At 62.0% G+C, this 24,251-nt stretch carries 21 protein-coding genes, 1 pseudogene and 1 riboswitch; of the genes and pseudogenes, 17 read left to right on the forward strand and 5 right to left on the reverse strand.

The annotated features are described in order from the left end of the window. Positions 1-3: 3 nt before the first annotated feature. Both THIDRDRAFT_RS04925 and THIDRDRAFT_RS04930 read right to left on the reverse strand, forming a co-directional pair. The gene (locus THIDRDRAFT_RS04925) at positions 4-663 is read right to left on the reverse strand and encodes a site-specific integrase (protein WP_050984642.1); all 660 of its coding nucleotides are present in this window, start codon (positions 661-663) and stop codon (positions 4-6) included. After that, positions 660-1,593, reverse strand: a pseudogene (locus THIDRDRAFT_RS04930) (IS481 family transposase); the annotation flags it as partial. The gene THIDRDRAFT_RS04925 and the pseudogene THIDRDRAFT_RS04930, both read right to left, overlap by 4 nt. 228 nt (positions 1,594-1,821) lie before the next feature. Between THIDRDRAFT_RS04930 and THIDRDRAFT_RS04935 the strand changes: the two are divergent. The 7 genes from THIDRDRAFT_RS04935 to oadA all read left to right on the forward strand — a co-directional run bounded on the left by THIDRDRAFT_RS04935 (position 1,822) and on the right by oadA (position 12,607). Then, a complete protein-coding gene (locus tag THIDRDRAFT_RS04935) occupies positions 1,822-2,394 on the forward strand; it encodes a hypothetical protein (RefSeq protein WP_007039707.1) in 573 nt (190 codons plus the stop codon). A gap of 664 nt (positions 2,395-3,058) precedes the next feature. Then, positions 3,059-5,308, forward strand: a complete 2,250-nt coding sequence (locus THIDRDRAFT_RS04940; protein ID WP_007039708.1) for a phosphoketolase family protein — start codon at positions 3,059-3,061, stop codon at positions 5,306-5,308. 201 nt (positions 5,309-5,509) lie between these two features. Further along, complete coding sequence (locus tag THIDRDRAFT_RS04945; protein ID WP_007039709.1) at positions 5,510-6,844, forward strand: four-carbon acid sugar kinase family protein; 1,335 nt, start codon at positions 5,510-5,512, stop codon at positions 6,842-6,844. A 166-nt stretch (positions 6,845-7,010) separates the two neighbouring features. Further along, on the forward strand, positions 7,011-7,517 hold the full coding sequence (locus THIDRDRAFT_RS04950; RefSeq protein WP_007039710.1) for a YehS family protein: 507 nt from the start codon (positions 7,011-7,013) through the stop codon (positions 7,515-7,517). Next, complete coding sequence (dbpA, locus tag THIDRDRAFT_RS04955; protein ID WP_007039711.1) at positions 7,514-8,899, forward strand: ATP-dependent RNA helicase DbpA; 1,386 nt, start codon at positions 7,514-7,516, stop codon at positions 8,897-8,899. The genes THIDRDRAFT_RS04950 and dbpA overlap by 4 nt, the downstream gene beginning before the upstream one ends. 423 nt (positions 8,900-9,322) lie before the next feature. Beyond that, positions 9,323-10,741 (forward strand): acetyl-CoA carboxylase biotin carboxylase subunit, encoded by a 1,419-nt coding sequence (locus tag THIDRDRAFT_RS04960; RefSeq protein WP_007039712.1) that lies wholly within the window; start codon positions 9,323-9,325, stop codon positions 10,739-10,741. 48 nt (positions 10,742-10,789) lie between these two features. Further along, on the forward strand, positions 10,790-12,607 hold the full coding sequence (oadA, locus tag THIDRDRAFT_RS04965; protein ID WP_007039713.1) for a sodium-extruding oxaloacetate decarboxylase subunit alpha: 1,818 nt from the start codon (positions 10,790-10,792) through the stop codon (positions 12,605-12,607). Positions 12,608-12,704: 97 nt separating this feature from the next. Here the strand turns inward: oadA and THIDRDRAFT_RS04970 are convergent, their stop codons facing one another. Next, entirely contained in the window at positions 12,705-14,045 is a 1,341-nt protein-coding gene (locus THIDRDRAFT_RS04970; RefSeq protein ID WP_007039714.1) for an MFS transporter, read from the reverse strand. Positions 14,046-14,358: 313 nt separating this feature from the next. On the opposite strand from THIDRDRAFT_RS04970, the gene THIDRDRAFT_RS24400 reads away from it, so the two are divergent. Further along, positions 14,359-15,477, forward strand: a complete 1,119-nt coding sequence (locus THIDRDRAFT_RS24400) for a radical SAM/SPASM domain-containing protein (RefSeq protein ID WP_007039715.1) — start codon at positions 14,359-14,361, stop codon at positions 15,475-15,477. Positions 15,478-15,542: 65 nt separating this feature from the next. On the opposite strand, the gene THIDRDRAFT_RS04980 is transcribed toward THIDRDRAFT_RS24400, so the two are convergent. Beyond that, positions 15,543-15,974: a hypothetical protein gene (locus THIDRDRAFT_RS04980; RefSeq protein ID WP_007039716.1), complete on the reverse strand. Its 432-nt coding sequence runs from the start codon at positions 15,972-15,974 to the stop codon at positions 15,543-15,545. A 464-nt stretch (positions 15,975-16,438) separates the two neighbouring features. Between THIDRDRAFT_RS04980 and THIDRDRAFT_RS04985 the strand changes: the two genes are divergently transcribed. The 8 genes from THIDRDRAFT_RS04985 (at position 16,439) to hybE (ending at position 22,618) form a co-directional block, all read left to right on the forward strand. Next, positions 16,439-17,536: a hydrogenase small subunit gene (locus THIDRDRAFT_RS04985; RefSeq protein WP_007039717.1), complete on the forward strand. Its 1,098-nt coding sequence runs from the start codon at positions 16,439-16,441 to the stop codon at positions 17,534-17,536. After that, positions 17,533-19,323 (forward strand): nickel-dependent hydrogenase large subunit, encoded by a 1,791-nt coding sequence (locus THIDRDRAFT_RS04990; RefSeq protein ID WP_007039718.1) that lies wholly within the window; start codon positions 17,533-17,535, stop codon positions 19,321-19,323. Before THIDRDRAFT_RS04985 ends, THIDRDRAFT_RS04990 begins: the two co-directional genes overlap by 4 nt. A 5-nt stretch (positions 19,324-19,328) precedes the next feature. Further along, positions 19,329-19,508, forward strand: coding sequence for a hypothetical protein (locus THIDRDRAFT_RS04995; protein ID WP_007039719.1), 180 nt, complete (start codon positions 19,329-19,331; stop codon positions 19,506-19,508). A gap of 4 nt (positions 19,509-19,512) precedes the next feature. Then, positions 19,513-20,205 carry a Ni/Fe-hydrogenase, b-type cytochrome subunit gene (gene cybH, locus THIDRDRAFT_RS05000; RefSeq protein WP_007039720.1) on the forward strand — a complete coding sequence of 231 codons (693 nt, stop codon included), beginning with the start codon at positions 19,513-19,515 and terminating at the stop codon, positions 20,203-20,205. Then, positions 20,202-20,831, forward strand: a complete 630-nt coding sequence (locus THIDRDRAFT_RS05005; protein WP_007039721.1) for a HyaD/HybD family hydrogenase maturation endopeptidase — start codon at positions 20,202-20,204, stop codon at positions 20,829-20,831. Before cybH ends, THIDRDRAFT_RS05005 begins: the two co-directional genes overlap by 4 nt. Further along, positions 20,831-21,148, forward strand: a complete 318-nt coding sequence (hypC, locus tag THIDRDRAFT_RS05010; RefSeq protein WP_007039722.1) for a HypC/HybG/HupF family hydrogenase formation chaperone — start codon at positions 20,831-20,833, stop codon at positions 21,146-21,148. Before THIDRDRAFT_RS05005 ends, hypC begins: the two co-directional genes overlap by 1 nt. Before the next feature lie 132 nt (positions 21,149-21,280). Then, positions 21,281-22,135 (forward strand): hydrogenase expression/formation protein, encoded by an 855-nt coding sequence (locus tag THIDRDRAFT_RS05015; RefSeq protein WP_007039723.1) that lies wholly within the window; start codon positions 21,281-21,283, stop codon positions 22,133-22,135. Positions 22,136-22,147: 12 nt separating this feature from the next. Next, positions 22,148-22,618 (forward strand): [NiFe]-hydrogenase assembly chaperone HybE, encoded by a 471-nt coding sequence (hybE, locus tag THIDRDRAFT_RS05020; protein ID WP_040843972.1) that lies wholly within the window; start codon positions 22,148-22,150, stop codon positions 22,616-22,618. 36 nt (positions 22,619-22,654) lie between these two features. On the opposite strand, the gene THIDRDRAFT_RS05025 is transcribed toward hybE, so the two are convergent. Next, positions 22,655-23,320, reverse strand: a complete 666-nt coding sequence (locus tag THIDRDRAFT_RS05025) for a PilZ domain-containing protein (RefSeq protein WP_007039725.1) — start codon at positions 23,318-23,320, stop codon at positions 22,655-22,657. A gap of 143 nt (positions 23,321-23,463) precedes the next feature. After that, positions 23,464-23,634: riboswitch (yybP-ykoY riboswitch) on the forward strand. Between the two features lie 31 nt (positions 23,635-23,665). Between THIDRDRAFT_RS05025 and THIDRDRAFT_RS05030 the strand changes: the two genes are divergently transcribed. Continuing rightward, positions 23,666-24,247 carry a TMEM165/GDT1 family protein gene (locus THIDRDRAFT_RS05030; RefSeq protein ID WP_139058628.1) on the forward strand — a complete coding sequence of 194 codons (582 nt, stop codon included), beginning with the start codon at positions 23,666-23,668 and terminating at the stop codon, positions 24,245-24,247. The last annotated feature ends 4 nt before the right edge of the window (positions 24,248-24,251 follow it).

Consider the following 24,251-nt stretch of genomic DNA (forward strand, 5'->3'; position numbering starts at 1 on the left):
TAATCAACCGGCTAACGCCGGTTTTTTATTGCCTGACTTTCCCGCCTCGGACCCAGCGTGCAAATCAATGTGCAAATGCACCACGGGGCGATCCGGTTTCGGACGATCAAGAATTGCTGTGGCGGAGGCCAAATCGTCGGGCCGCAGGTGAGCGTAAACCCTTGCCGTGATCGCGACGTCTCCATGACGAAGAAGAGCAGACACGCGCTCAATCCCGACTCCAGCTTGTACCAGCCAACTCCCAAACGTCCGGCGGAGATCGTGCGGGTGCACATCTTCCAGCCCCGCATCACTGGCACAGCCGATGAATCCCTTCATGATCCTGGCGATCCGGCTCCCGTCCCTACGGCAAAACACCCAGGGCGAATCTAGGCAATGTGTCGCACGAAACCGAGCGCGTGTTAGGATCGCCTCCCGAGCCTCTTGGTTCAGCGGCACCCTCCCCGGCTTGCCGTTTTTCTGACCAGTCTTCGTGCGGGTGGCCTCGAAGGTGATGAGCGCACCTTGGAGGTCGACCCGCCTCCATTCCAACCAGAGCATTTCCCCCGGTCGCATCCCGGTATTGAGCCCCAGGCGAATGAAGTCGTACAGCCACGGATAGCGCCACATGCGCCGTTGCGTCTGCGCGGCTTCCAGCAGTCGAGCCGCTTCCTCCTGAGTCAACCAGCGGTCGCGACCATCCGGCTCTTTCTGCCTACGCGCGGCCCAGGGATTCGAGATGCGTCAAGTCCCCGAAGATTATATACACGCTTTTTGAATAATTCGGGGCGCTTCTCGGCCCAATCCTTGAGGGCTTGAATCGGGGCGATATGCCCGAGTGCTTTTTGCGGAATGTGCTGGTTGTAGACCTGGACGTAGCGGGTGATGGTTTGCTCCAGGCTCTGTGAAGAGTCGAAGCGTGTCGTGGCCAGCACCTCGGCGATGCGCCCATTGAAACGCTCGACCATGCCATTGGTCTGTGGAGTTCTGGGTTTGGTCAGGCGATGCTCGATGACGTGCTGGGCGCAGACCTGATCGAAGCGATGCTGCCCGGTCGGCGAGCGCTCGCCAGTCGCGCAGAAACGGTCGGTGAACTCTTTACCGTTGTCGGTGAGGATCTTGGAGAGGGGCGAACGGCGCCTTGGTGATCAGGCGCTCGAGAAAGCCACTGGCCGAGGCGGCCGACTTATCGTCGAGGATCTCGACGTAGACCCAGCGGGTGGCACGGTCGATCGCCGCGAAGAGGTATTTTCGGCGGTCTTCATCGGGCATCTGGGGCAGGTACTTGACGTCGACATGGACGAAGCCGGGAGCGTAGTCCTTGAAGGTCTTCACCGGACGCTTCGCGGTGTCCGCCTCCTGCGGGATCAGGGACTTGAGGTTGGAGATCCCGTGGCGACGCAAGCACCGATCGAGTGCCGAACGCGAGGCCTCGGGGTGGATGAATTCGCGGGTGACCGCCAACAGATCGTCGAGCGGCAGCAAGAGGGTTTCACGCAGGGCCACCACGAGGACTTCCTGCTCGGGCGAGAGCGTTGTCGAGAGCCGGTGTGGGCGGTGTGAGGCATCTTCGACCATCGTGCATCGCCGCCACTTCCTCACCGTCTGGACCGAGTGTCAAGTCCCCGAAGATTGCATACACGCTTTTCGCATAATTCGGGCCGTATCCACAGGCTCTCGAACTTCGAAATTATGTGCGTTTACGGGTTGTTTCGTATCGAATTGTCGCAATGCTGATTTCGATGACTCGGACGTTCAGGTGCACACGGGTTTGCGAAAATGCCGGGCCCGCGGTCGGTCAATTTCGAGTCCGAGTTCAAGCCAAACGGGAGCAACGATTCGATGAATTCAAGCAGCCTCTTCATCCTCGCCGGAGCACTCGGCGCCCTTGCCGCTCTGCCGGCAAACAGCCAGGACTACATCGGGTACGTCGAGCAGCTCGCCGCTCAGGCGGGGCAACAGGCCCAGATGCATGCGCAGAACGCGATATCCGCCTATCGACAACAGACCGGCGACTGGTCGACGCCGGACCAACAGGTGCTCGATTATCTGACCGCCCTTTCACGTCAACAGAATCCGGGATTCTACGCGGACCTGCAGAGGCGAGAGCAAGCGTTTCAGGCGCAGCAACAAGGCTATGTCAACAACAGCAACGCGGTCCTCGACGGCATGTTCAACAGCTACATGGACCGATCGCAACAGCAGTATCAGGGCCATCAGCAGTACATTCGCGAAGGCATCCACGAACGCTCCCTGTACACCAACGGCAACGATGTCTATGAGATGCCCTATTACGCCCCGGGCAACGTATACGAGGCCAACGACGGTTCCCAGATGACCCAGGACCAATACGGCCAGTACTACCAGTACGATCCTAACGGCTGGGAAACAGAGATGCAGGAGTATAGGGAATGACGGCAGGCATCCGGATGCGTGGTCATGGTTTCCCACAGCGGAGGCGTGCAGCCGAACGCCACCGGCAACCAAACACCGGATTCAGACCGCCCGCTCACGTGCAACTCATGGCTGTAACCTGAGGCCCCTCCAAACGCTCTACGCGTTTCTTTTTGAAATACGCTTTGTCACGGACCGCCAGCGGGACGGCGACCGATAGCGGGAGTCAGGGAAGACCTCCCCCGAGCCCCGTCAGTCACAGACGGCTCAGCAGCTCGGATTTCTCCGGGCATACTCGTCGTCAGTCAGGATGTCCTTAGCGTGCAGATCGGCGAGACGTTCGATGGCGGCGAAGACGTCACTCTGCACTGGCTGATCTGGCCTTCGAGGAACACCGCGACAGCGACAATTTTGCAGGCAGAGCGTCACCATTTAGTCGCCCCCAATCAACAAAGCACGGCGCGGTGCGTCCCTGGAGAGTGCCATGCGCTCTGTCCTGTTCGGTCGCGTATCGCGGCTGATCTGGAGATGATGGCCGCCATTGGTTTCGGATCGGCCGGAGATGATGGTTTTTCACGATGCGGAAACTGTCTCCTATTGTGAAATGCTGGCCTGCTCACTAGATTCTCCTCAACGCAAGCCGTCCAGTCCGAGACGGAGCGGTCACTATCTGAGGAGAGAGACGATGACGAACGTATCCCCGCGCCGGGCCGATCAGGCCGAAGCCGCCTTTCTCGACGGCATCCTGCATTTTGGGCAATTGCCGACCGACTTCGACCGGTCGGGCCGGACCGCCGCCATCGCCGAGGGACAGGATCGCATCCAGGAGATGGATACGGCCTCGGTGCGCCAGACCCAGTGGCTGGCCGACGCGCTGCGCTATCTGACCCTCCAGCTCTGCGCCTCCAAGCAGTCCGGCCATCCCGGTGGCTTCGCCAGCTCGGCCGATGCCTATGCCGCGCTGGCGATGCTGGGACATACCAATATCGTCACCGAGGTGGGCCACCATGCGCCCGGCTTCTACAGCGCCATGTTCCTTGACGGTTCGCTGGAGTCGATGGGCATCCATAGCATGAGCGACATGCAGGCCCGCTTCCGCGAGCGCGACGGTCTGCTCGGCCATCTCTCGGGTGCCATCCCGGGTCTACTGGCCCCGGCCGGTCCGCTCGGTCAGGGCCAGCACTTCGCCATGGCCGGCGCCTATCTCAATCGCGACCGGCTCTTTCCCTGCACGATCGGTGACGGCGGGCTGGGCGAGCCCTATATCCTCTCGGCGATGAAGCACTTCCACACAGCCTACCCGGAGGTGACCAACTTCCTGCCGGTGCTGATCTGGAACGGCTATAGCCAGGAGCATCATTCGATGGTGTCCCTGATGGACAACGCCCAGATGGAGGCCTACTGGCGGGCGCACGATTTCGAGAAGATCGTCCTGATCGACGCCAAGGATTTCGACGATGCGGGCCAGGAGGGCGCCTATGTCGACAGCACCCGTTTCGGCCCCGGGGCTCGTCTGGCCTTCAGCCGTGCCGTGCTGGAGGGGATGCGCGAGGCGGCCGAATCGGCCATGAGAGGAACCCTGAGCTGCGTCATCCTCAAGCAGCTCAAGGGGGCGGGCGTGCATGCGAGCGGCGCCAAGTCGCACAACCTCTATCCCGGTGACACACCGGAGAAGGACAGTATCGCCGCCGCCCTGGAGCGGGGTGCGCTGGCCCCCGAGGTCTGGTCGCTGGTGCGCACCAACCTGAGCCGCGCGGGTGGCGGTCCGGCCGCCGAGACCGTGGTGACCGAGCGCGAGCGTCCCCTGACCGAGATCGGCGCGCTGCCCATGCAGCCCTTCGCGCCCGGCGATCAGGCGGTTCCGGCGAGCACCCTGGCGACCATGGTCGCCGAGCTGGGGCGGCGCGATCCCGAGTTCGTGGTGACCAATGCCGACGGCAACGAGGCATCGGCCATGAAGGCGATCAACGAGGCACTCAAGATCCGTCATCCGACCCCGGATCCACTCTACAATCAGTCCCCGAGCGGTCAGGTCTACGAGCCGCTGAACGAGGATGCCTGCGCCGGTTTCGCTGCCGGTCTCGCGCTCTTCGGCGGGCGGTCGCTCTGGCTCTCCTATGAAAGCTTCGCCATCAACGGCTGGCCGATCGTGCAGACCGTGGGTCAGGCGATGGCCGAGCTGAGGCGCAAGACGCCGGCCATGGTCGCCATGTTCACCGCCGGCGCGCTGGAGCAGGGGCGCAACGGCTGGACCCATCAGCGCCCCGAGATCGAGAACTACATCGGCGGACAGATGCGCAACGGTAACGTCTATCTGCTCTATCCCTCGGACGCCAACATGATCCAGGCGGCCTATGCCTGGGCGGTCGGGCAGTCCAACAAGTGCATCACCATCGTCGCCTCCAAGTCGGCGCTTCCGATCCACACCACCCCGGAACAGTCCGAGCAGGCGATGCGCGAGGGTGCCGTCCGGCTCTACGAGTCGGCTCAGGGGTCGCAGGGGACACTCGTGTTCGCCGTGACCGGCGACATGGTGTTCCAGCCGGTCTTCGCCGCCAAGGATCGGCTGGAGGCGGAGGGCTATCGGGTGCGCATCGTCGCCGTGGCCAATCCGCGCCGGCTCTATCGGCCCGACGACGTCGCCTGGTCGCACAGCGCCGAGCCGGATGGCGATTTCATGGACGATGCGGCCTTCGAGTCGCTCTTCCATGGCGATGCGCTCATGGGCGTGAGCGGCGGCGGCACCGTGGCCCTGGAGCCGGTGATGCTGCGCAGCCGTGCGGCGGCGCGTGACCTGGTCGGCTGGCAGCGCGGCGAGACCACCGCCAGCCCGGCCGAGATCATGGCCTTCAACGGCATCTCGCCCGAGGGTCTGGAAGGTCGCGCCAAGGCGTTGATGGATCAGGCCAGGCCCGCGCTCGGCAACGCGGCCTAGGGCATTCGATCATCAGAGAATCTTTGAACCGCAAAGGCGCGAAGGGCGCAAAGGATTTCAATGGGTGATAGGCGTATGGCGCTCACCCTGCGGATGAAATCAGCGCATGGCCCATATCTTTAGGCTTTCTTCGCGTCCTTTGCGCCTTCGCGGTTCCAATTCCCGGATTCAGGCCATGCCCTGCGTTGGAGCTTCATGCCGATGAACCAGACACCTACCACCAAGATCATCGCCATCGACGACGATCCCACGGGCTCGCAGACGGTGCATTCCTGTCTGCTGCTGACGCGATGGGATCCGGAGACATTGATCGAGGGGCTGAGCGACGATTCGCCGATCCTCTTCGTGCTGAGCAATACGCGCGGCATGGGGGCCGAGGATGCGGAGCGCGTGACGCGCGAGATCTGCGTCAATCTGCGCGAAGCGCTGGGGAGGCTGGCCTCCGCTGGCCATCCGATCCAGCCGCTGGTGGTCAGCCGCTCGGACTCGACCCTGCGCGGTCACTATCCGGTCGAGACCGACGTGATCGCCGAGGAGCTTGGCCCCTTCGATGCCCATTTCCTGGTCCCAGCCTTCTTCGAAGGGGGACGCATCACCCGCGATGGTGTGCATTACCTCATGGTCGATGGCGAGCCCGTGCCGGTCAACGAGACCGAGTTCGCCCGGGACTCGGTCTTCGGCTTCAAGCATGCCTTCCTGCCCGACTATGTGGAGGAGAAGACCGCCGGGCGCATCCGGGCCGGGGAGGTCGAGCGCTTCGGTCTCGCGGACGTGCGCGGCGATCTGGGCGAACGTCTTTCCGGTCTGGGCGGCAATGTCTGCTGTGTGGTCGATGCCGAGCGCCAGTCCGATCTCGACGGCTTCGCCGCTCAGTTGATAGAGGCCGCCGCTGCTGGCAAGCGTTTCCTCTTCCGCAGCGCCGCGAGTCTGCTGACCTCGCTCGCAAGACTGCCGCCGCAGCCGATCCCGGCGGAGGGCATGTCGGCCTATGTGCGCGGCGGGCGACCGGGCGTGGTGCTGGTCGGTTCGCACGTGGCCAAGTCGAGCCGTCAGTTGGAGCGCTTGATGGCGACCACCGATGTGGTGCCGGTCGAGATCGACTTGGATCATATGCTTCAGGACGAGGAGGGGCTGTTCAGGACACTCTTAGATCGTCTGGAGACGGCCCAGCACGAGAACCATAGCCTGGTGTTCTATACCAGTCGCGGCGAGCGCCAGTTCGCGACCAAGGCCGAGCGTCTGGCCTTCGGCGAGCAGGTTTCGGGCTTCCTGGTGCGACTCGTCCAGAATCTTCCGCGCGAGACCGGTTTCCTCGTCAGCAAGGGCGGTATCACCTCGAACGATACACTCAGCCAAGGTTTGGCACTGCGGACCGCGCGGGTGCTGGGCCAGATCCAGCCCGGATGCTCGGTGGTGCGCTGTCCGTCCGATCATCCGCGACTGCCGGATCTGCCGGTGGTGATCTTTCCGGGCAATGTCGGCGATGAGGATGCCCTAGCCGAGGTCTATCGCATTTTGATCGCAGGCGCATTTTGACCGCAGGGGTCTGAACAGCAGTATCCGCCGAAAAATTTAGGCGCTTTAGGTTGTTGCAGTCTCTGCCGCAGCTATATCCCCGATGGACTCCAGAAAATGTCAAACTGCGACTGTTTTCCCGGCATCGCCGGGCGATGACCCGCCTATTTAGCCATTGAGCCACTGTATGACCAACAACGATATCCTGCGCCGCCTTCGATACACATTCGACTTCGATGACTCCAAGATGATTGCGGTGTTTGCCGCAGCGAACAGTCGGGTGACTCGCTCGCAAGTCAGCAATTGGTTGAAGAGAGGCGATGATCCGGAGTTCGAGGAATGTGGCGATCGCCAATTGGCGACCTTCCTCAACGGCTTGATCAATGATCGACGGGGCACGAAAGACAGCGAGCAGCCCGAGCCGGAACACTTGCTGAACAACAACATCATTTTCAGAAAGCTCAAGATCGCTTTGGATCTGAAGGCGGACGATATCCTGCGTCTCCTGGCCGCAAGCGACGTTCACATCAGCAAGCATGAGTTGAGTGCGTTCTTTCGCAAGCCGGATCATAAGCACTACCGTCAATGTAAGGATCAGATCCTGCGCAACTTTCTCAGCGGGGTGCAGTTGGAATACCGCGATGGTCGTCCTCAACAGGACGATTCCAGTGCCACTGCGGGACAGGCGTCTTGACCAATACCTCATTCAGCTCGCTCAACCTCAACCCGGATCTGCTGGAGAATCTGTCCTCGCTCGGCTATGACACCATGACCCCCATCCAGGCACTGAGCTGTCCGGATATTTTGGCGGGGAAGGATGTCATCGCACAGGGAAAGACCGGTTCGGGGAAGACCGCTGCCTTTGGGCTCGGTCTGCTGGAACGGCTCGATGTCGGACGCTTTCGGGTCCAGTCCCTCGTCCTCTGTCCCACACGCGAACTCGCCGATCAGGTGGCCAAGGAGATCCGTGCACTGGGCCGCCGGAGGCACAACATCAAGGTGCTGACACTCTGCGGTGGGGTCGCCGTTGGCCCTCAGATCGGCTCGCTGGAACACGGCGCCCATATCGTGGTGGGAACCCCGGGTCGCATCGCGGATCATCTGGAGCGAGGCACGCTGCGGCTGGATGAGGTGACCATGCTGGTGCTCGACGAGGCGGATCGGATGCTGGAGATGGGCTTCGAAAAGGCGCTGGATGCGATCATCGACCGGATACCGAAGAAACGCCAGACACTGCTGTTTAGCGCTACCTACCCCAGTCGGATCCAGGCCATCGCTCGGCGGATCATGACTGAACCGGTCATGGCCCAAGTGGCGTCCACCCACGACAATCGCAGTATCGCCCAGCACTTCTATCGCGTGACCGACGATCGACAGCGGCAGCAAGCGCTATGCCTCTTGCTGTTGCAGCACCAACCGGTGTCGACCCTGGTGTTTTGCAATACCAAGGTCGACACGCGACAGGTGGCTCAGGGGTTGCAGAACAGTGGTTTTAGCGTCCTCGCGCTGCACGGCGACCTGGAGCAACGGGATCGGGATGAGATCCTGGTGCGCTTCTCCAATAAGAGCGTCTCGGTGCTGGTAGCCACCGATGTGGCGGCCCGTGGTTTGGACATCGATTCGCTCGATGCGGTGATCAACTATCGGATTGCGCTGGATGCGGAGGTGCATACCCATCGCGTTGGTCGTACCGGGCGTGCCGGCAGCCAGGGTGCGGCCTTTTCTCTCTACGATGAAGGTGAGGCGCATCGCGTCGCCTTATTGGATACCACGGTAGATCCCATCATGGACAGCGAGTCGTTGCCGCCACTCGACCTGCTGGAACGGCGACCGATGGTGCCGCCGATGGCCACCGTTCAGATCGATGGTGGCAAGAAGCAAAAGGTTCGCCCAGGGGATATCCTGGGCGCTCTGACGGGGCCGGGTGGTATTCGTGGCGATCAAGTCGGAAAAATCCAGATCGCCGATCAATGGGCCTATGTGGCGGTCAACCGAGAGAGCGTCGGGGCGGCGTTGAAAAAATTGTCCGTCGGCAAGCTGAAGGGACGCGCGTTTCGTGTCAGGCTGATCGAATAATCACGCTTTTCGGCAGGTGTCCTCCTGCGTGACGGCATCGCGTCAACCGCATGGATGGAATGTGGGCGGGCATTGGACAATCGTGTGAAGGGCTCGCGGCCTGTCGGACGTCGAGGCTGCCGGATGGCAGCCGGTTTGATGGGCCGCCGACTTTATCTCTCCAGCGCTGTTCGAGGGGCGCACCCCTCTATTTTCGGCCGGTTATCTACGCGTTCCGGGGTGTTCGGGGCGCGTTTCGGTCGTGCGAAGGGTTCGGGCCGGGGCGATCAATCGGGCTGATCGACACATCATCGATTTCAATTCCCGCATTGCGTTTGTACAATCGTCGAGTTCAGCCTCTTTGCTGCGTGGCAGCAAAGAGGCTGAAAGTCTCTCGATTTCCGCTACATCGGCCGTTGAATCGGCCGTCCCAGAGGCAAACCGATGCTTCGTAAGATCCTGATCGCCAACCGCGGCGAGATTGCGGTGCGCGTTATTCGCGCCTGCGCCGAGATGGGAATCCGCTCGGTGGCCATCTATTCCGAGGCCGACCGCCATTCTCTGCACGTGAAGAAGGCCGACGAGGCCTACAGTCTGGGGGCCGACCCCTTGGCTGGTTATCTCAATGTGCACCATATCGTCAACCTGGCTGTGTCCACCGGTTGCGATGCGGTGCATCCGGGCTATGGCTTCCTGTCCGAAAATCCCGAGCTGGCGCTGGCCTGTGCTCGGCGTGGCATCACCTTCATCGGTCCCAATGCCGAGGTGATCGCGCGCATGGGCGATAAGACCGCCGCGCGTCAGGCGATGCAGAAGGCCGGTGTGCCGGTGACGCCTGGCAGTCCGGGCAATCTGGCAAGCCTCGACGAGGCGCTCGCGTGCGCCGAGCAGATCGGCTATCCGGTCATGCTCAAGGCGACCTCCGGCGGAGGCGGGCGCGGCATCCGGCGCTGCGACGATCCGGCGGCGCTGCGTAACAACTATGAGCGCGTCATCTCTGAGGCGACCAAGGCGTTCGGCCGGGCCGAGGTCTTCCTCGAAAAGTGCGTGGTCAACCCGCGTCATATCGAGGTGCAGGTACTGGCCGACCATCATGGCAACTGCGTCCATCTCTACGAGCGCGATTGCTCCATTCAGCGTCGTAATCAGAAGCTGATCGAGATCGCGCCCTCGCCGCAGCTCGACGATGCCCAGCGCCAGTATGTCGGTGGACTCGCAGTGCTTGCGGCGCGTGCGGTCGGTTATACCAACGCCGGTACCGTGGAGTTCCTGCTGGACTCGGATGGGCGTTTCTATTTCATGGAGATGAATACCCGCATCCAGGTTGAGCACACGATCACCGAGACCATCACGGGTGTGGACCTGGTCGAGGGGCAGATCCGTGTCGCCGCCGGTTTGCCGTTGCGTTACCGCCAGGACCAGATCAAGCGCCGAGGCTATGCGATCCAGTTCCGAGTGAATGCCGAGGATCCGCAGAACAACTTCCTGCCGAGCTTCGGACGCATCTCGCGCTACTACGCGCCGGGCGGTCCGGGCGTGCGCACCGACGGGGCCATCTACACCGGATACAATATTCCGCCCTACTACGACTCCATGCTGGCGAAGGTTATCGTCTGGGCGTTGAACTGGGAGGACGTGGTGGCACGTGGGCACCGCGCGCTGCGCGACACCGGGCTATACGGGGTCAAAACAACGATCCCCTTCTATCAGGAAATTTTGCGCCATCCGGACTTTCTCGCCGGAAGCTTCGATACCGGATTCCTCGATGCCCATCCCGAGTTGCTGAACTACTCGGCCAAGCGCCGTCGCGAGGATATTGCTGCGGCCTTGGCGGCGGCCCTGTCTGCACACGCCGGTCTATAAGGTTCCCATTTTCGAGATGCCGGGTCGTGCCCGGCTGAGAGCGATACCATGCCGAAGATCAATATTACCGATGTCGTTCTGCGCGACGCCCATCAATCACTGTTCGCGACGCGCATGCGGACCGAGGACATGCTCCCGATCTGTCCCAAGCTCGATGCGATCGGTTACTGGTCGCTGGAGTGCTGGGGCGGCGCGACCTTCGACGCCTGCGTGCGTTTTCTGAAGGAAGATCCCTGGGAGCGTCTGCGCACGCTGCGCGAGGCCCTGCCCAACACCCGGCTGCAGATGCTGCTGCGGGGCCAGAACCTGCTCGGTTATCGTCACTATTCGGACGATGTGGTGCGTGCCTTCGTCAAGCGGTCCGCCGAGAATGGCATGGACGTCTTCCGTATTTTCGACGCGCTCAACGACCTGCGGAATCTCAAGACCGCGATCGAGGCGACCAAAGCCGCCGGTAAGCACGCCCAGGGCACCATCTGCTACACGGTGAGCCCGGTCCATACGGTCGATGGGTTCGTCAAGATGGGCAAGGAGCTCGCCGCCATGGGGTGCGACTCCATTGCCATCAAAGACATGGCCGGTCTGCTCACGCCCTTCGTGACCGCCGATCTGGTCAAGGCGCTCAAGGACAGCGTCGATCTGCCGCTGCATCTGCACTCGCACGCCACCGCCGGTCTGGCCGACATGTGTCACATGAAGGCGATCGAGAATGGCTGCGACACCATCGATACGGCGATCTCCTCGATGGCCGGCGGCACCTCGCATTCGCCGACCGAGAGCATGGTCGCTGCCCTGCGCGGCACCGAGTACGACACCGGTCTGGACTTGGAGGCGATCCAAGAGGTTGGGATGTACTTCTATCAGGTGCGCAAGAAGTATCACCAGTTCGAGAGCGATTTCACTGGGGTCGATACCCGGGTGCAGGTCAATCAGGTTCCGGGCGGCATGATCTCCAACCTGGCCAACCAGCTGAAGGAGCAGAACGCGATCGACCGTATGAACGCGGTGCTGGACGAGATTCCGCGCGTGCGCAAGGATCTCGGCTATCCGCCCCTGGTCACTCCGACCTCGCAGATCGTCGGTACCCAGGCGGTCATGAACGTCCTGACCGAGAAGCGCTATCAGAGCATCACCAACGAGGTGAAGCTCTATCTCCAGGGGCGCTATGGCGCGGCGCCGGCGCCGGTCGATGCGACACTGCAGCAGCAGGCGATCGGTAAGGAAGATATCGTGGACTGTCGTCCGGCCGACCTGCTCAACCCAGAGCTGGAGCGTCTGACCAAGGAGATCGGTTCCCTGGCCGGTTCGGAGGAGGACATCCTGACGTATGCCATGTTCCCCGAGATCGGGCGGACCTTTCTGGAGCATCGCGCCGCTGGCACCCTGGTGCCCGAGCCGTTGGAGCCGCCGCCGAGCAATGTCGCCAAGTCGGCTCCGACCGAGTTCAACATCAACGTGCATGGCGAGAGCTATCACATCAAGGTCACGGGCGCCGGTCATAAGGGGCAGGCCGAGCGGCATTTCTATTTCACCATCGACGACATCCCGGAAGAGGTCGTGGTCGAGACGCTCGACGAGCTGGTTCTGACCGGCGGCACCGAGGGTGCGGTCAAGAAGGCGATCGCTGGCAAGCGGCCCAAGCCGACCCAGCCGGGACACGTCACCACCTCGATGCCGGGAAACATCGTGGACGTGCTGGTCAATGAGGGTGACAGCGTCACTGCCGGTCAGTCCGTCCTCGTGACTGAGGCCATGAAGATGGAGACCGAGATCCAGGCCTCCATCGCTGGCACCGTCACCGGGGTCTTCGTCGCCAAGGGCGACGCGGTGAACCCGGATGAGGTGTTGCTGGAAATCACGCCCTAATAAGACTTGAACCGCAAAGGCGCGAAGAACGCACAGTCACCAAAGATCGACCTTCGCGATCTTTGCGCCTTTGTGGTTCAAGAAATCCGTCCGACTCCTACCACGCCTTCAGTCCGGCATCGTGCGCCTGGGCAACGGCGCGTCCGCGCGTCTCGTCGACGTGTCGCGCGATGAGCAGCGCCACGGCGAACAGTAGTACGCAGAAGAGCAGCGCCTGACGCAGTCCGAACGCGGCTTGCAACAAGCCGATCGCGAGCAGCCCGAAGACTCCCGCCAGTTTCATCGACAACCCCCAGAAACCGAACAGTTCGGCCGAGCGCGACAGCGGCGAGAAGAGCCCCACGAGTGTGCGCGTGGTCGACTGACAGGCCCCCAGGCTCGCGCCCGCCACGCATCCCACCACCAGGAAGACGTACTGCGCCTCCCAGTCGAGCCCGAGCCGGTCGTGCGCCAGTTCGGCGATCGACGGCGTCAGATAGATGAGCAGGATCGCCAGGATCCACATGATCAACGTCAGCAGATAGGTGCGCAATGCACCGATCCTGTCCTGGATGTAGCCGAAGCCGAAGGCGCCCGCAGCGGCCGTGAGCTGCACCAGGACGAACATGAGCGTGCGCACCGATGCGTCCCAGCCGATCACCTGTGCGCCGTAGATGAAGGCGTAGGTGATGACGATGGAGATGCCGCTCATGGAGAAGAAGACGGCGATTAGCAGCACGGCCAAGTCGCGGTGCTGGCGCAGATGGGCCAGGGTCTGGCGTACTCGGGAGATTCCGACTCCGACGAGGCTGGCTCCTGGCGGCAGGGGGCGCGGGCGACCGCGCTCGCGGACCCAGAGGAAGGTCGGAATGGCGGCGACAAGGAAAAAGACGGCGGTCCAGGGACCGACCCAGCGGATACGCTCGAAGTTCTCGGCGCTGACCTCGCCGAGCACGAAGAGGACGAAGAGCGCGGCGATCATGCCGCCGATATAGCCGAGCGCCCAGCCGAAACCGGAGATCTTGCCCAGGTCCTCGGGTGGTCCCAGATCGGGCAGGAAGCTGGCGATGAAGGATTCGCCGATGGAGAAGGCGAAATTGGAGAGGATCAGCAACAGCATGCCGATCCACACATATCCGGGCGCAGCCCAATAGAGCAGGGCGGTCGTGACGACCGTGAGCGCATAGCTGGCGAACAGGAAGCGTTTCTTGCTCGCGGTGTAATCCATGATGGCCCCGGCCACGGGCGATGCGATCACGACCATCAGGTAGCTGATGGCGAGCGCCAGGCTCCAGAGCAGATTGCCCAGTCGATAGTCGGGCGCGTCGCCGACGATGACCCGGGTGAAGAGGTCGCCGAAGACGACCGTGATGATGAGCAGCGTGTAGGCCGAGTTGGCGAAGTCGAACATCGCCCAGCCGAGGATCTCTCGTCTGGAGGCGCGGGATCTGGTGGTCATTCGAAGGCTCTCTGGTTGATGACGCGGTTTCCTGAAGGCGTTCGATGGACCGACGAAAAACCTGGATTCCCGCGCGATGGGTCTGGGAGAATGGGGCGATCGTTTCCGCAGATGTCCCGTTTGTTTTCTACGAGGTTCCCTTCGATTCCGATCCGGTGTCCTGTTGTGGGCGCCGACGACACCGATTTTCCGCAGTTGCTGCTTCGCGCGTCAACCAATCGATCAGGCCGTTTTGGGCTGTCATTTTGGAAGTTCGACGCTTCGGCGCTCGGATGTCTTGGCAATGGATGAGGGGATTGCAGGAGGCGGCCCGATGATGCTTTTGGATGATGTCGGGACTTCGGGTGGGGGTTGGGTTATCGATGGGGTTGGTTTTGATGTTGGTATGTCTTGTTCGAGGAGTTTGTTTGTGAGGATTGCGGTAAAGGCGGTAGCGGAATGCCGACGGGCGGGAGGGCGGGTTGTTTCGTCCATCAAGGATCTTGCGACGTGGTTTTATTATCAAAAATATTTCGAATGGGGGCTGCCAGCCCGTCGGTTTGCTCAGGTCAATATTGAAACGAATACCAATTGCACGCGACGCTGTCATTTCTGTTGGTTCGGGATCAAGGAGCGGTCCGAGAGCGTACGCATGCCAGCGAAGTTGTTCTTCAAAATCATCGACGAACTGGTCGAGATCAACTTCGTAGGGCGGCTTTCCTTGTTCAGTCTGAATGAGCCCTTGACCGACAACAGGATCTACAGCTTTCTTCAGTACTCGACATTGATGCTGCCAGGGTGCTGTCATCTATTGGTCACGAATGGCGATCTCCTGACCGTCGAAAAACTCGATGCCTTGTTCGACGCGGGCTTGGATCGACTCTACATCAACTCTTACGATGTGGATGCCCTTGCGCATAATGTCCCGCTCCATGAGTACGCGAAAGAGTTTCACCCAGGCAAGGTCGAGCATGTCGATCGCACTCAATACCTGAATTGGGGCGGTCGTGCCGGGAATGTGAAGCAGTATGCCAAGGCCCCGGTTTCAGGCTACTGCGATTGGCCGAACTATCTGCTTTATGTCAAGCCAGACGGTCGAGTCTTGGCGTGCTGTCATGATTTCGAGGGCGTCAATACAGTCGGTAATCTCATGGATCAATCTGTCGAGGCGGCCTGGTTTGGAAGCGCCTTTTCGAAGCTGCGTCGGTCCCTCAATCGAGGGGATCGCAGTGTGTCTGAGCTATGCAGCCAGTGCGACCATGAGCCTGACTTGGATTATTTCAGGACCAACCATTTGATCCCTTATGTTCATGGCAAATCCGGTTGGTTCTGGAAGCCGAACCCAAGCGACGACGACCGTCTTCGCGCTGTGGCGGTCAAGCGTTCGATCTTGGGACGCGAGGATCGATCGGCTGTGGATGGGGCGACGACCCAGGCGCGGGAAGTTGTTTAGGATCCCCTGCATATCACATTGTCCGCGCTGGGCATCGTAAACCTGTCGTAGATCGATGGGGTCTGTTATGGGGGCGGCGGTCGATCTTTGGGGTCGATGTCAAGAATGGTTTCCCAATCCGTCGTCGAAATCCAGCGCACCTCGCCGATGGTGTCCAGGATGCGACGGCAGCGCTGCTCCGATTCCATCAGCGCCTTTTCGACACGCAGCCGATGATCGATTTCGCGCTGTAGTTCCTTCTCCATCGAGACGGCCCGGATGTGCTCGGCTAGGGCGGTTTCCATCAGGCGCATGGCCGCGCTGGCGGCGGCGCCGATCGCCTGATCGAGTGGCGGGGGGGCGCTATGGTCTGGTGGCGTCGGTTCGGGCGTGAATGGATATGACGGGCTAGCGGGAAGCGAGTCCGAGAGCCTGTCTTTGGCCTCGCGCAGCCTCTCCCGTAAGGTCGCGCACTCGGGGTGCGCGTCTTCCAGAGGTTCGCCTGATTGGCCGTTCATCCTTTAGTGTTTGGCGCCTTCGGCCCGAGGGCACGTGGTTTCGACGGTTTAAGAATTGGGCGAGCCGGAGGAGTGTGGCGGCTTCGGGTCTGCGACGGCTTGGGCCTGTGCCAGGCGCGGTAAGCGTCGAGAAACGCGCTATAGCATCCGCAATCGAAGCTGTCGCAGCTATCCGTAGAATTACGCAACCTGGTTGTAGAGCGTCGTTTCCGATGAAACTCCTGTTCCGCACTCGGTTTTTCTGGGTCTGCAAACTTGATTTGCGCCTATCGAAAAAATCGCAAACGAACTTTGCGGATTTCTGATGGCTATCGTTTTGCTCGATGTGCCGTACCCCATTGTCAGACGTGCCCTCTTCGCGTTGTGGTCATCAGTTGGCTCGAAGCTTGCCTTGTTGCTCTGAGTTCCGATCGGGCCGGTGCGCGTGCCGGTCAATCCGCTGGGGTTCACAACTGGGATCAACCATGGCAACGACTGAAACCTTCTACGAGGTGATGCGCCGACAGGGGATCACCCGTCGCAGCTTCCTCAAATACTGTAGCCTGACGGCGACGGCCCTAGGGCTGGAGCCGATTTTCGCCTCCAAGATCGCCCACGCGATGGAAACCAAACCACGCACGCCGGTGCTTTGGCTGCACGGTCTGGAATGCACCTGCTGCTCCGAGTCCTTCATTCGGTCCGCCCATCCGCTGGTCTCGGACGTTGTCCTCTCGATGATCTCGCTCGACTACGACGACACCCTCATGGCCTCGGCCGGGCATCAGGCGGAGGCCATCCTTGGCGAGATCCGCGAGAAGTACAAGGGCAATTACATCCTGGCGGTCGAGGGCAATCCGCCGCTCAACCAGGATGGTATGAGCTGCATCATCGGCGGGCGCCCATTCGTCGATCAGCTGAAGGAGGTCGCCGCCGACTGCAAGGCCGTCATTTCCTGGGGCTCCTGCGCCTCCTGGGGCTGCGTGCAGGCGGCGCACCCGAATCCGACTCAGGCCACTCCGGTGCACAAGGTCATCACCGACAAGCCCATCATCAAGGTGCCGGGCTGTCCGCCGATCGCCGAGGTCATGACCGGGGTCATCACCTACATGCTCACCTTCGATCGCATCCCGGAATTGGATCGTCAGGGTCGGCCGAAGATGTTCTACGGCCAGCGCATCCACGACAAATGCTATCGCCGCCCGCACTTCGATGCCGGTCAGTACGTCGAGGACTGGGACGACGAGGGCGCGCGCAAGGGCTACTGTCTCTACAAGATGGGCTGCAAGGGCCCGACCACCTACAACGCCTGCTCGACTGTGCGCTGGAACAATGGGGTCTCGTTCCCAATCCAGTCCGGCCACGGCTGCATCGGCTGCTCCGAGGACGGCTTCTGGGACAAGGGCAGCTTCTACCACCACGTCACCACCACCCACGGATTCGGCATCGAGGCCAACGCGGACAAGGTCGGTATCGCCGCGGCCGGGACGGTCGGCGCGGCCATCACCGCCCATGCGGCGGCGAGCGCCATCCAGCGCATCAAGCAGCGCTCGGGCGAGCATCACGAGGAGAATGACAAGGCATGAGCGTGCAGACACCGAACGGCTTCGAGCTCGACACCTCGGGCAAGCGCGTCGTCGTCGACCCGGTGACCCGGATCGAGGGTCACATGCGTTGCGAGGTCAACCTCGACGAGAACAACGTCATCCGCAACGCGGTCTCCACCGGCACCATGTGGCGCGGTCTGGAGGTCATCCTGCGCGGTCGTGATCCGCGCGACGCCTGGGCCTTCACCGAGAGGATCTGCGGCGTCTGCACCGGCACCCACGCGCTCACCTCGGTGCGCGCGGTCGAGGATGCGCTCGGGATCCAGATCCCGGAGAACGCCAACTCCATCCGCAATATCATGCAGTTGACGCTTCAGGCGCACGATCATCTGGTGCATTTCTATCACCTGCATGCGCTCGACTGGGTCGACGTGGTCTCGGCGCTCAAGGCCGACCCCAAGGCGACCTCGGAGTTGGCGCAGTCCATCTCGGATTGGCCGCTGTCCTCGCCCGGCTATTTCCGCGACGTGCAGAACCGGATCAAGCGCTTCGTGGAATCCGGTCAGCTCGGTCCCTTCACCAATGGCTATTGGGGCAATCCGGCCTACAAGCTGCCGCCCGAAGCCAATCTGATGGCGGTCACCCACTATCTGGAGGCGCTCGACTTCCAGAAGGAGATCGTCAAGATCCATACGGTCTATGGTGGCAAGAACCCGCACCCGAACTGGTTGGTTGGCGGCGTGCCTTGCGCCATCAATGTGAATGACGTCGGTGCGGTCGGCGCGGTCAACATGGAGCGGCTGAATCTGGTCTCCTCCATCATCGATCGGACCATCGAGTTCATCGATAAGGTCTATCTGCCCGACCTGATGGCGATCGCCTCCTTCTATAAGGACTGGACCTATGGCGGCGGACTCAGCAGCCAGGCGTTGATGTCCTATGGCGATATCCCGGACCACGCCAACGATACCTCGGCCGCGAACCAGCTCCTGCCGCGTGGCGCCATCATCAACGGCAATCTCAGCGAGATCCACGACGTCGATCTGCGCGATCCCGAGCAGATTCAGGAATTCGTGGATCACTCCTGGTTCACCTACGCCGACGAGTCCAGGGGGCTGCATCCCTGGGATGGCGTGACCGAGCCGAACTTCACGCTTGGCCCCAACACCAAGGGAACCAGGACCCGGATCGAGGAGATCGACGAGAACGCCAAGTACAGTTGGATCAAGGCCCCGCGCTGGCGCGGTCATGCCATGGAGGTCGGCCCGCTGGCGCGCTGGGTGATCGGCTACGCCCAAGGCAACCCGGAGTTCAAGGAGCCGGTCGAGAAGGTGCTGACCGATCTGCAGCTCCCGGTCTCGGCGCTCTTCTCGACCCTGGGGCGCACCGCCGCCCGTGGTCTGGAAGGCTCTTGGGCCGCGCACAAGATGCGCTACTTCCAGGACAAGCTGATGGCCAACCTCAAGGCCGGCGACAGCAGTACCGCCAACGTCGACAAGTGGGATCCAAAGACCTGGCCGAAGGAGGCCAAGGGCGTGGGTACCAGCGAGGCCCCGCGCGGTGCGCTCGGTCACTGGGTCGTTATCAAGGACGGCAAGATCGACAACTACCAGGCCGTGGTTCCCACCACCTGGAACGGCTCTCCGCGCGACCCGGCGGGCAACATCGGCGCCTTCGAGGCGGCCCTGATGAACACCCCCGTGGCCAAGGCCGAGGAGCCCCTGGAGATCTTGCGTACCCTGCACAGCTTCGATCCCTGTCTGGCCTGCTCGACCCATGTCATGAGCCCGGACGGCGAGGAGCTGACACGGGTGAAGGTGCGGTAAAGGGCATGACGATCAGCAGACTGGTCCTCGTGATCGCCGTGGCGACGGTTTCCGCCGCCGCGCTGGCCGACGAGGAATCCGGTCGCCCCCGCTGCGTCCAGGGCGTCGCGGGGGCGACGCAACCGACAGTGACCGGGGCCATGCCGGCCGGCGTGGCCAAATCGATCCATGAGTTCGGAGACTAAGTCCATGTACAGTGGCGTCCCAACGGTCAAGCGCACGGCGGTCTATGTTTATCAGGCCCCGGTACGCATCTGGCACTGGGTGAACGCGCTCGCGATCACCACCCTGACCATCAGCGGTTATCTGATCGCCAACCCGCTGCCGACCCTGTCGGGCGAGGCGAGCGATCACTATCTGATGGGCGACATTCGCTTCTTCCATTTCGCCGCCGCCTACATTTTTATGGTCGGCTTTTTGTTCCGCATCTACTGGGCGTTCGTCGGCAATTCCTACTCGCACCAGCTCTTCACCCTGCCGTTTTGGCGCAGACGTTTCTGGAGCGAACTGGTCCACGAGCTGCGCTGGTACGCCTTCCTGGAGAAGGAGCCGCGCAAATACGTCGGCCACAATCCGCTGGCTCACCTTTTCATGGTCGTCATCATCACGGTTGGCGGTTTGGTCATGATCGTCACCGGCATGGCGCTCTATTCGGAACAGACGGGGCTGGGAAGCTGGCAGGACAAGCTCTTCGGCTGGGTCATTCCGCTGGTCGGTCAGAGCCAGGACGTGCGCATGTGGCACCACTGGGGCATGTGGGTCCTGGTGGTCTTCGTCATGCTTCATGTCTATACCGCTATTCGCGAGGACATCATGTCCCGTCAGAGTCTGATCAGTACCATGATCAGCGGCTGGCGTATGTTCAAGGACGACCGCCCGTGACCGCGCCTAACGTCCTCATCCTGGGAATCGGGAACATCCTCTGGGCCGACGAAGGCTTCGGTGTGCGAGTGGTCGAGGAGATCGCCAACCGCTATGGTTTCGCCCCCAACGTGCGACTGTTGGACGGCGGCACCCAGGGGATCTATCTCGTCGACCAGGTTCGCTGGGCCGACGTTCTGGTCGTGTTCGACGCGGTCGATTACGGGCTGCCGCCTGGCACCCTCAAGCTGGTCGAAGGGGATGCGGTGCCCAAATTCATGGGCGCCAAGAAGATGAGCCTGCACCAGACCGGCTTCCAAGAGGTGCTGGCCCTGGCCGACCTGATGGGCGATTTCCCGCGCCATCTGCTGCTGATCGGCGTGCAGCCGGTCGAGCTGGAGGATTTCGGCGGCAGTCTGAGGTCTCCGGTTCGCGATCAGATCGAGCCGGCCATCGTCGAGGCCCGACGTTATCTGGAGCCGTTCGGCGTGGAATGGCTGCCGCTCGATCCTGAGGTCGGCGTGTCCACCCATGAGATGCCGCATCCCTCGCTGCGTCTCGCCGACTATGAGGCCGGACGTCCGGGTTCCGATGTCGCCTGCCGCATCGGCGACTCCCGCGTTCTGGCGCTACGGGGTGCCGGCTGATGTGCATCGGCGTGCCCATGCAGGTCATCGAATCCGGCCCTTTGTGGGCCTGGTGCGACGACGGTGGCGAGCACCACAGGATCGACATGCAGCTGGTCGGTCAGCAGCCGATCGGGGCCTGGGTTCTGGTGTTTCTCGGCGCGGCCCGCGAGGTCATGGGTGAAACGCACGCATTGCGGGTGCGCGATGCCCTGGTCGCCATGCAGGTCGCTATGCAGGGGGAGTCGGTGGATCATCTGTTCGCCGATCTCGTCGATCGCGAGCCGACACTGCCCGAGCACCTGCGCGATCAGGCCAAGCGCGGCGTCTCTGACTAAGCAGGTGCGAATGTATTCGCACCTGCAACAACCGGGAATCCATTGTTTGGCGATTCTTTGCGGGCTCGGCATCGCGGCTCGGTCCAGGTTCATCGTTCATCCATTTCGTCCTTCCAACAGGAGTCATCATCCATGCATTCTTTCGAGATTCCCGGTCTGACCCTGGGGCCCGGTTCGCAACCGGTGGAGCCGGATGGCGCCGAGTTGGACTATCTCCCGCTCCCCAAGGCGATGGAGACCTATGTTTCGCCCTCTTTGCCAGAGGCCGAACAGGCCCAGGCGTGTCCGCGCGGCATCCGTCTGCTGGAGAGCCTGTTGATCCAGCTTCAGAGCTATCGCGTACTGGAGCCCTCGCGGGTGGTCGATCTGATGACGCTGCCCGAGTTAGATCGATTGCTGGTGACGCAGGCGCTGGGGGAGGGCGAGGTCAGCATTCTCTTTGGTTCGGATGAGGGTATGCGGGTACAGGAGACCCGTCTCGCGGGAGTCTGGCGTGTTCAGTCGAGCGACGCCTCGGGGCAGGTGACGCGCGATGAGATCGAGGTCGCCGAGATCCCGTTCGCCGTGCGCGAGATCGCCTTCAAGGAGGCCGCGCAGGGACTCGATCCCGAGACCCCGCCGGATGAAGTGCTCACCGCCCGCTCGGTCCTGTCCGAACTGAACGAGCAGGTTGGGACCTGGCGTTTCGGCGATCTGCCGCACGTCGTCAACCTGACCCTGTTGCCGCATTCCGAGGCCGATCTCGCCTATCTGGATGCCCAGTTGGGCACGGGGCCGATCACCATCCTCTCGCGCGGCTATGGCAACTGCCGCATCACCGCCACCGCGTTGCGTCACTGCTGGTGGGTGCAGCATTTCAACTCCGACGACTCGCTGATCCTCAATACCCTTGAGGTGGTGGACATTCCGGCTGCCGCGCTGGCCGCTCAGGAAGACATCGAGGACAGTGCCGCGCGTCTGGCCGAGATCATCGAGGCCGTTCGTTGAGCGATGCCGGTCATGCCGATGTCGATTGAGGATCTCGCCGCGCGACTGGAGGCCGCCTTCCGGCGCATCCATGATACCCGGATGCGTGGGTTGCCTATCCTGAATACGGCCTTGTCGGTGCAGGTGGTGGGCGCGCGACTGTACGCCGACGACTGGTTCGGCGTGCTCATCACCCCCTGGTGTATGAATCTGGTGTGGGTTCCTGGCGCGGATTCGCCCGTTCGCCCGGGCGGGCAGGGTAGCAAGCAGGACGTCGCCTTGCCCGGCGGTTGTTGCGAGTTCATCGCCTCCGAGGAGGAGCGCGTCGGAGCCTTCGCCGCCTGCTCGGTCTTCTCCCCGATGGGCGAATTCCCCGATCAGGCGACCGCCGTCGCGACCGCCGAAGCGGTGCTGGATGGTCTCTTCTCTGAACCGTCGCCTTCGCCAGCCCCGGTCGCTGGAATCAGTCGCCGCGAACTGTTGCGCGGGGTTTGGGGGCGCTGAATCCCCCGATGGGGAGATTCTTCTCTGGATGGCGCCTTATGTGTCTAAGAGCGTCGCGATCTCCCTTAGATCCTCCTCCGGGTGCTCGAAGTCCAGCTCCAGCTTGACCAGATCCTGCTGGTTGCTGAAGGGGAAGGTCAGAATCTCCTGTGAGACGACTCGGGCACGCAGATAGAGGTTCGGGTATCGCTGGCTGCCGCTCAGATTGAGCAGCAGGCTCTGGTCGGTTCGGTAGGCACCGAACGTGGTCAAGGAGAGGCGCCCTTCGGAGATCTGTTTCAGACGCTCCCGCATTTCCTGGTCGTCGGTGACCGTAAGGTCGAGCGTTTCGGCGATTGGGTCGATCGGTTCCGAGCGGACTATTTTCTCTTGTGCCGCCAGTAGTTTGAGCAGCTTGACGAGCCGGCTCTGGTCTAGGGGAGACAGGCTATAGAAACGCACGGCCACCGCGAATTGTCCATCAGCGAGTCGTTCGTATCGCATCACCTTCGCCTCGGCGGAGAAGGATTGGTCTCCCGTCCAGGGGAAGGTTAGGCGCAATGTGTCGTGGTCGCAGATCGCCGGATCCGCGCTCATGAAGAGTGCTCCACCCCAAGAGATGTTGCGGTTCTCTACCTCGAGTGGCACCGTGCGGTCCGGAAGGGTCACGCTGATCTTCGTCGTCGTGCCCAGTCGGTATTGGGAGCGTCGATTGGTCATCATGTCTGGATCGTCGATAGGGTCGGCAGAGGGCTTGATTACACCCTATTCTCAATGTCTGCAAGCGAACTGAACGTGATTGAATTCACGAAAGCGTGTTCTTTGCGCCGTTGACAGTGGTTTTCCAGTCGGATAATTTGCGCGCGTCTTGAGGGGAGTAGTCGCCTTTTCTTGTGGAAAGGGGCGCGGGTCAACAGACTCGGTGGAGACACCGTGGCACGCGCGGCGCAGGCTTGACGAGACCTCGGGCTTGATGCGGTGTCCGGCTGGGGCTGGGCAGATCGCGTCTTGTCCGTTGCTCATCCTGCCCAGCCCCCGGCCAATCCATCCATGCCATCGTTCGACTCAATGTCCATTCCCGTCTGGCTCAGCCCGGCGTTCACCACCTTCGGTCTCATCTTTCTGGCCGAACTCGGCGACAAATCCCAACTCGTCTGTATCACGCTGGCCACGCGGCACCGCCAGGTCCCGGTCCTGGTCGGCGCGGTTGCGGCCTTCGTCATTCTCAATACGCTCGCCGTGGTCTTTGGCGTCGGACTCGCCGAATGGCTGCCGCACCGCGTTCTGGCCGGCATCGTTGCCGTCCTCTTCGCCGTCTTCGGTATCCTGGCCCTGCGTTCCGGTGCCGACTGCGGCGAGGACGAGGATGTGCCCGCGCTTCCGGGGCGCGGCATTCTGATCACCACCTTTCTCATGATTCTGCTCGCTGAGATGGGCGACAAGACTCAGATTGCCGTCGCCGGACTCGCCAGCAACCTGCAGCCGATCCCGGTCTGGATCGGCGCGACCCTGGCGCTCGCCACCACCTCGGTCCTCGGTGTCACCATTGGTTGCCGGCTGCTGCGCTCGGTGCCGTTGCGACGGTTGCATCAGCTGAGCGGGGTGATCTTCCTGCTGCTCGCAGCCAGCGCGCTGGTCAAGGTCTTCTGAGCCA

The sequence above is a fragment of the Thiorhodococcus drewsii AZ1 genome (assembly GCF_000224065.1).
Taxonomy (GTDB): Bacteria; Pseudomonadota; Gammaproteobacteria; order Chromatiales; family Chromatiaceae; genus Imhoffiella; species Imhoffiella drewsii.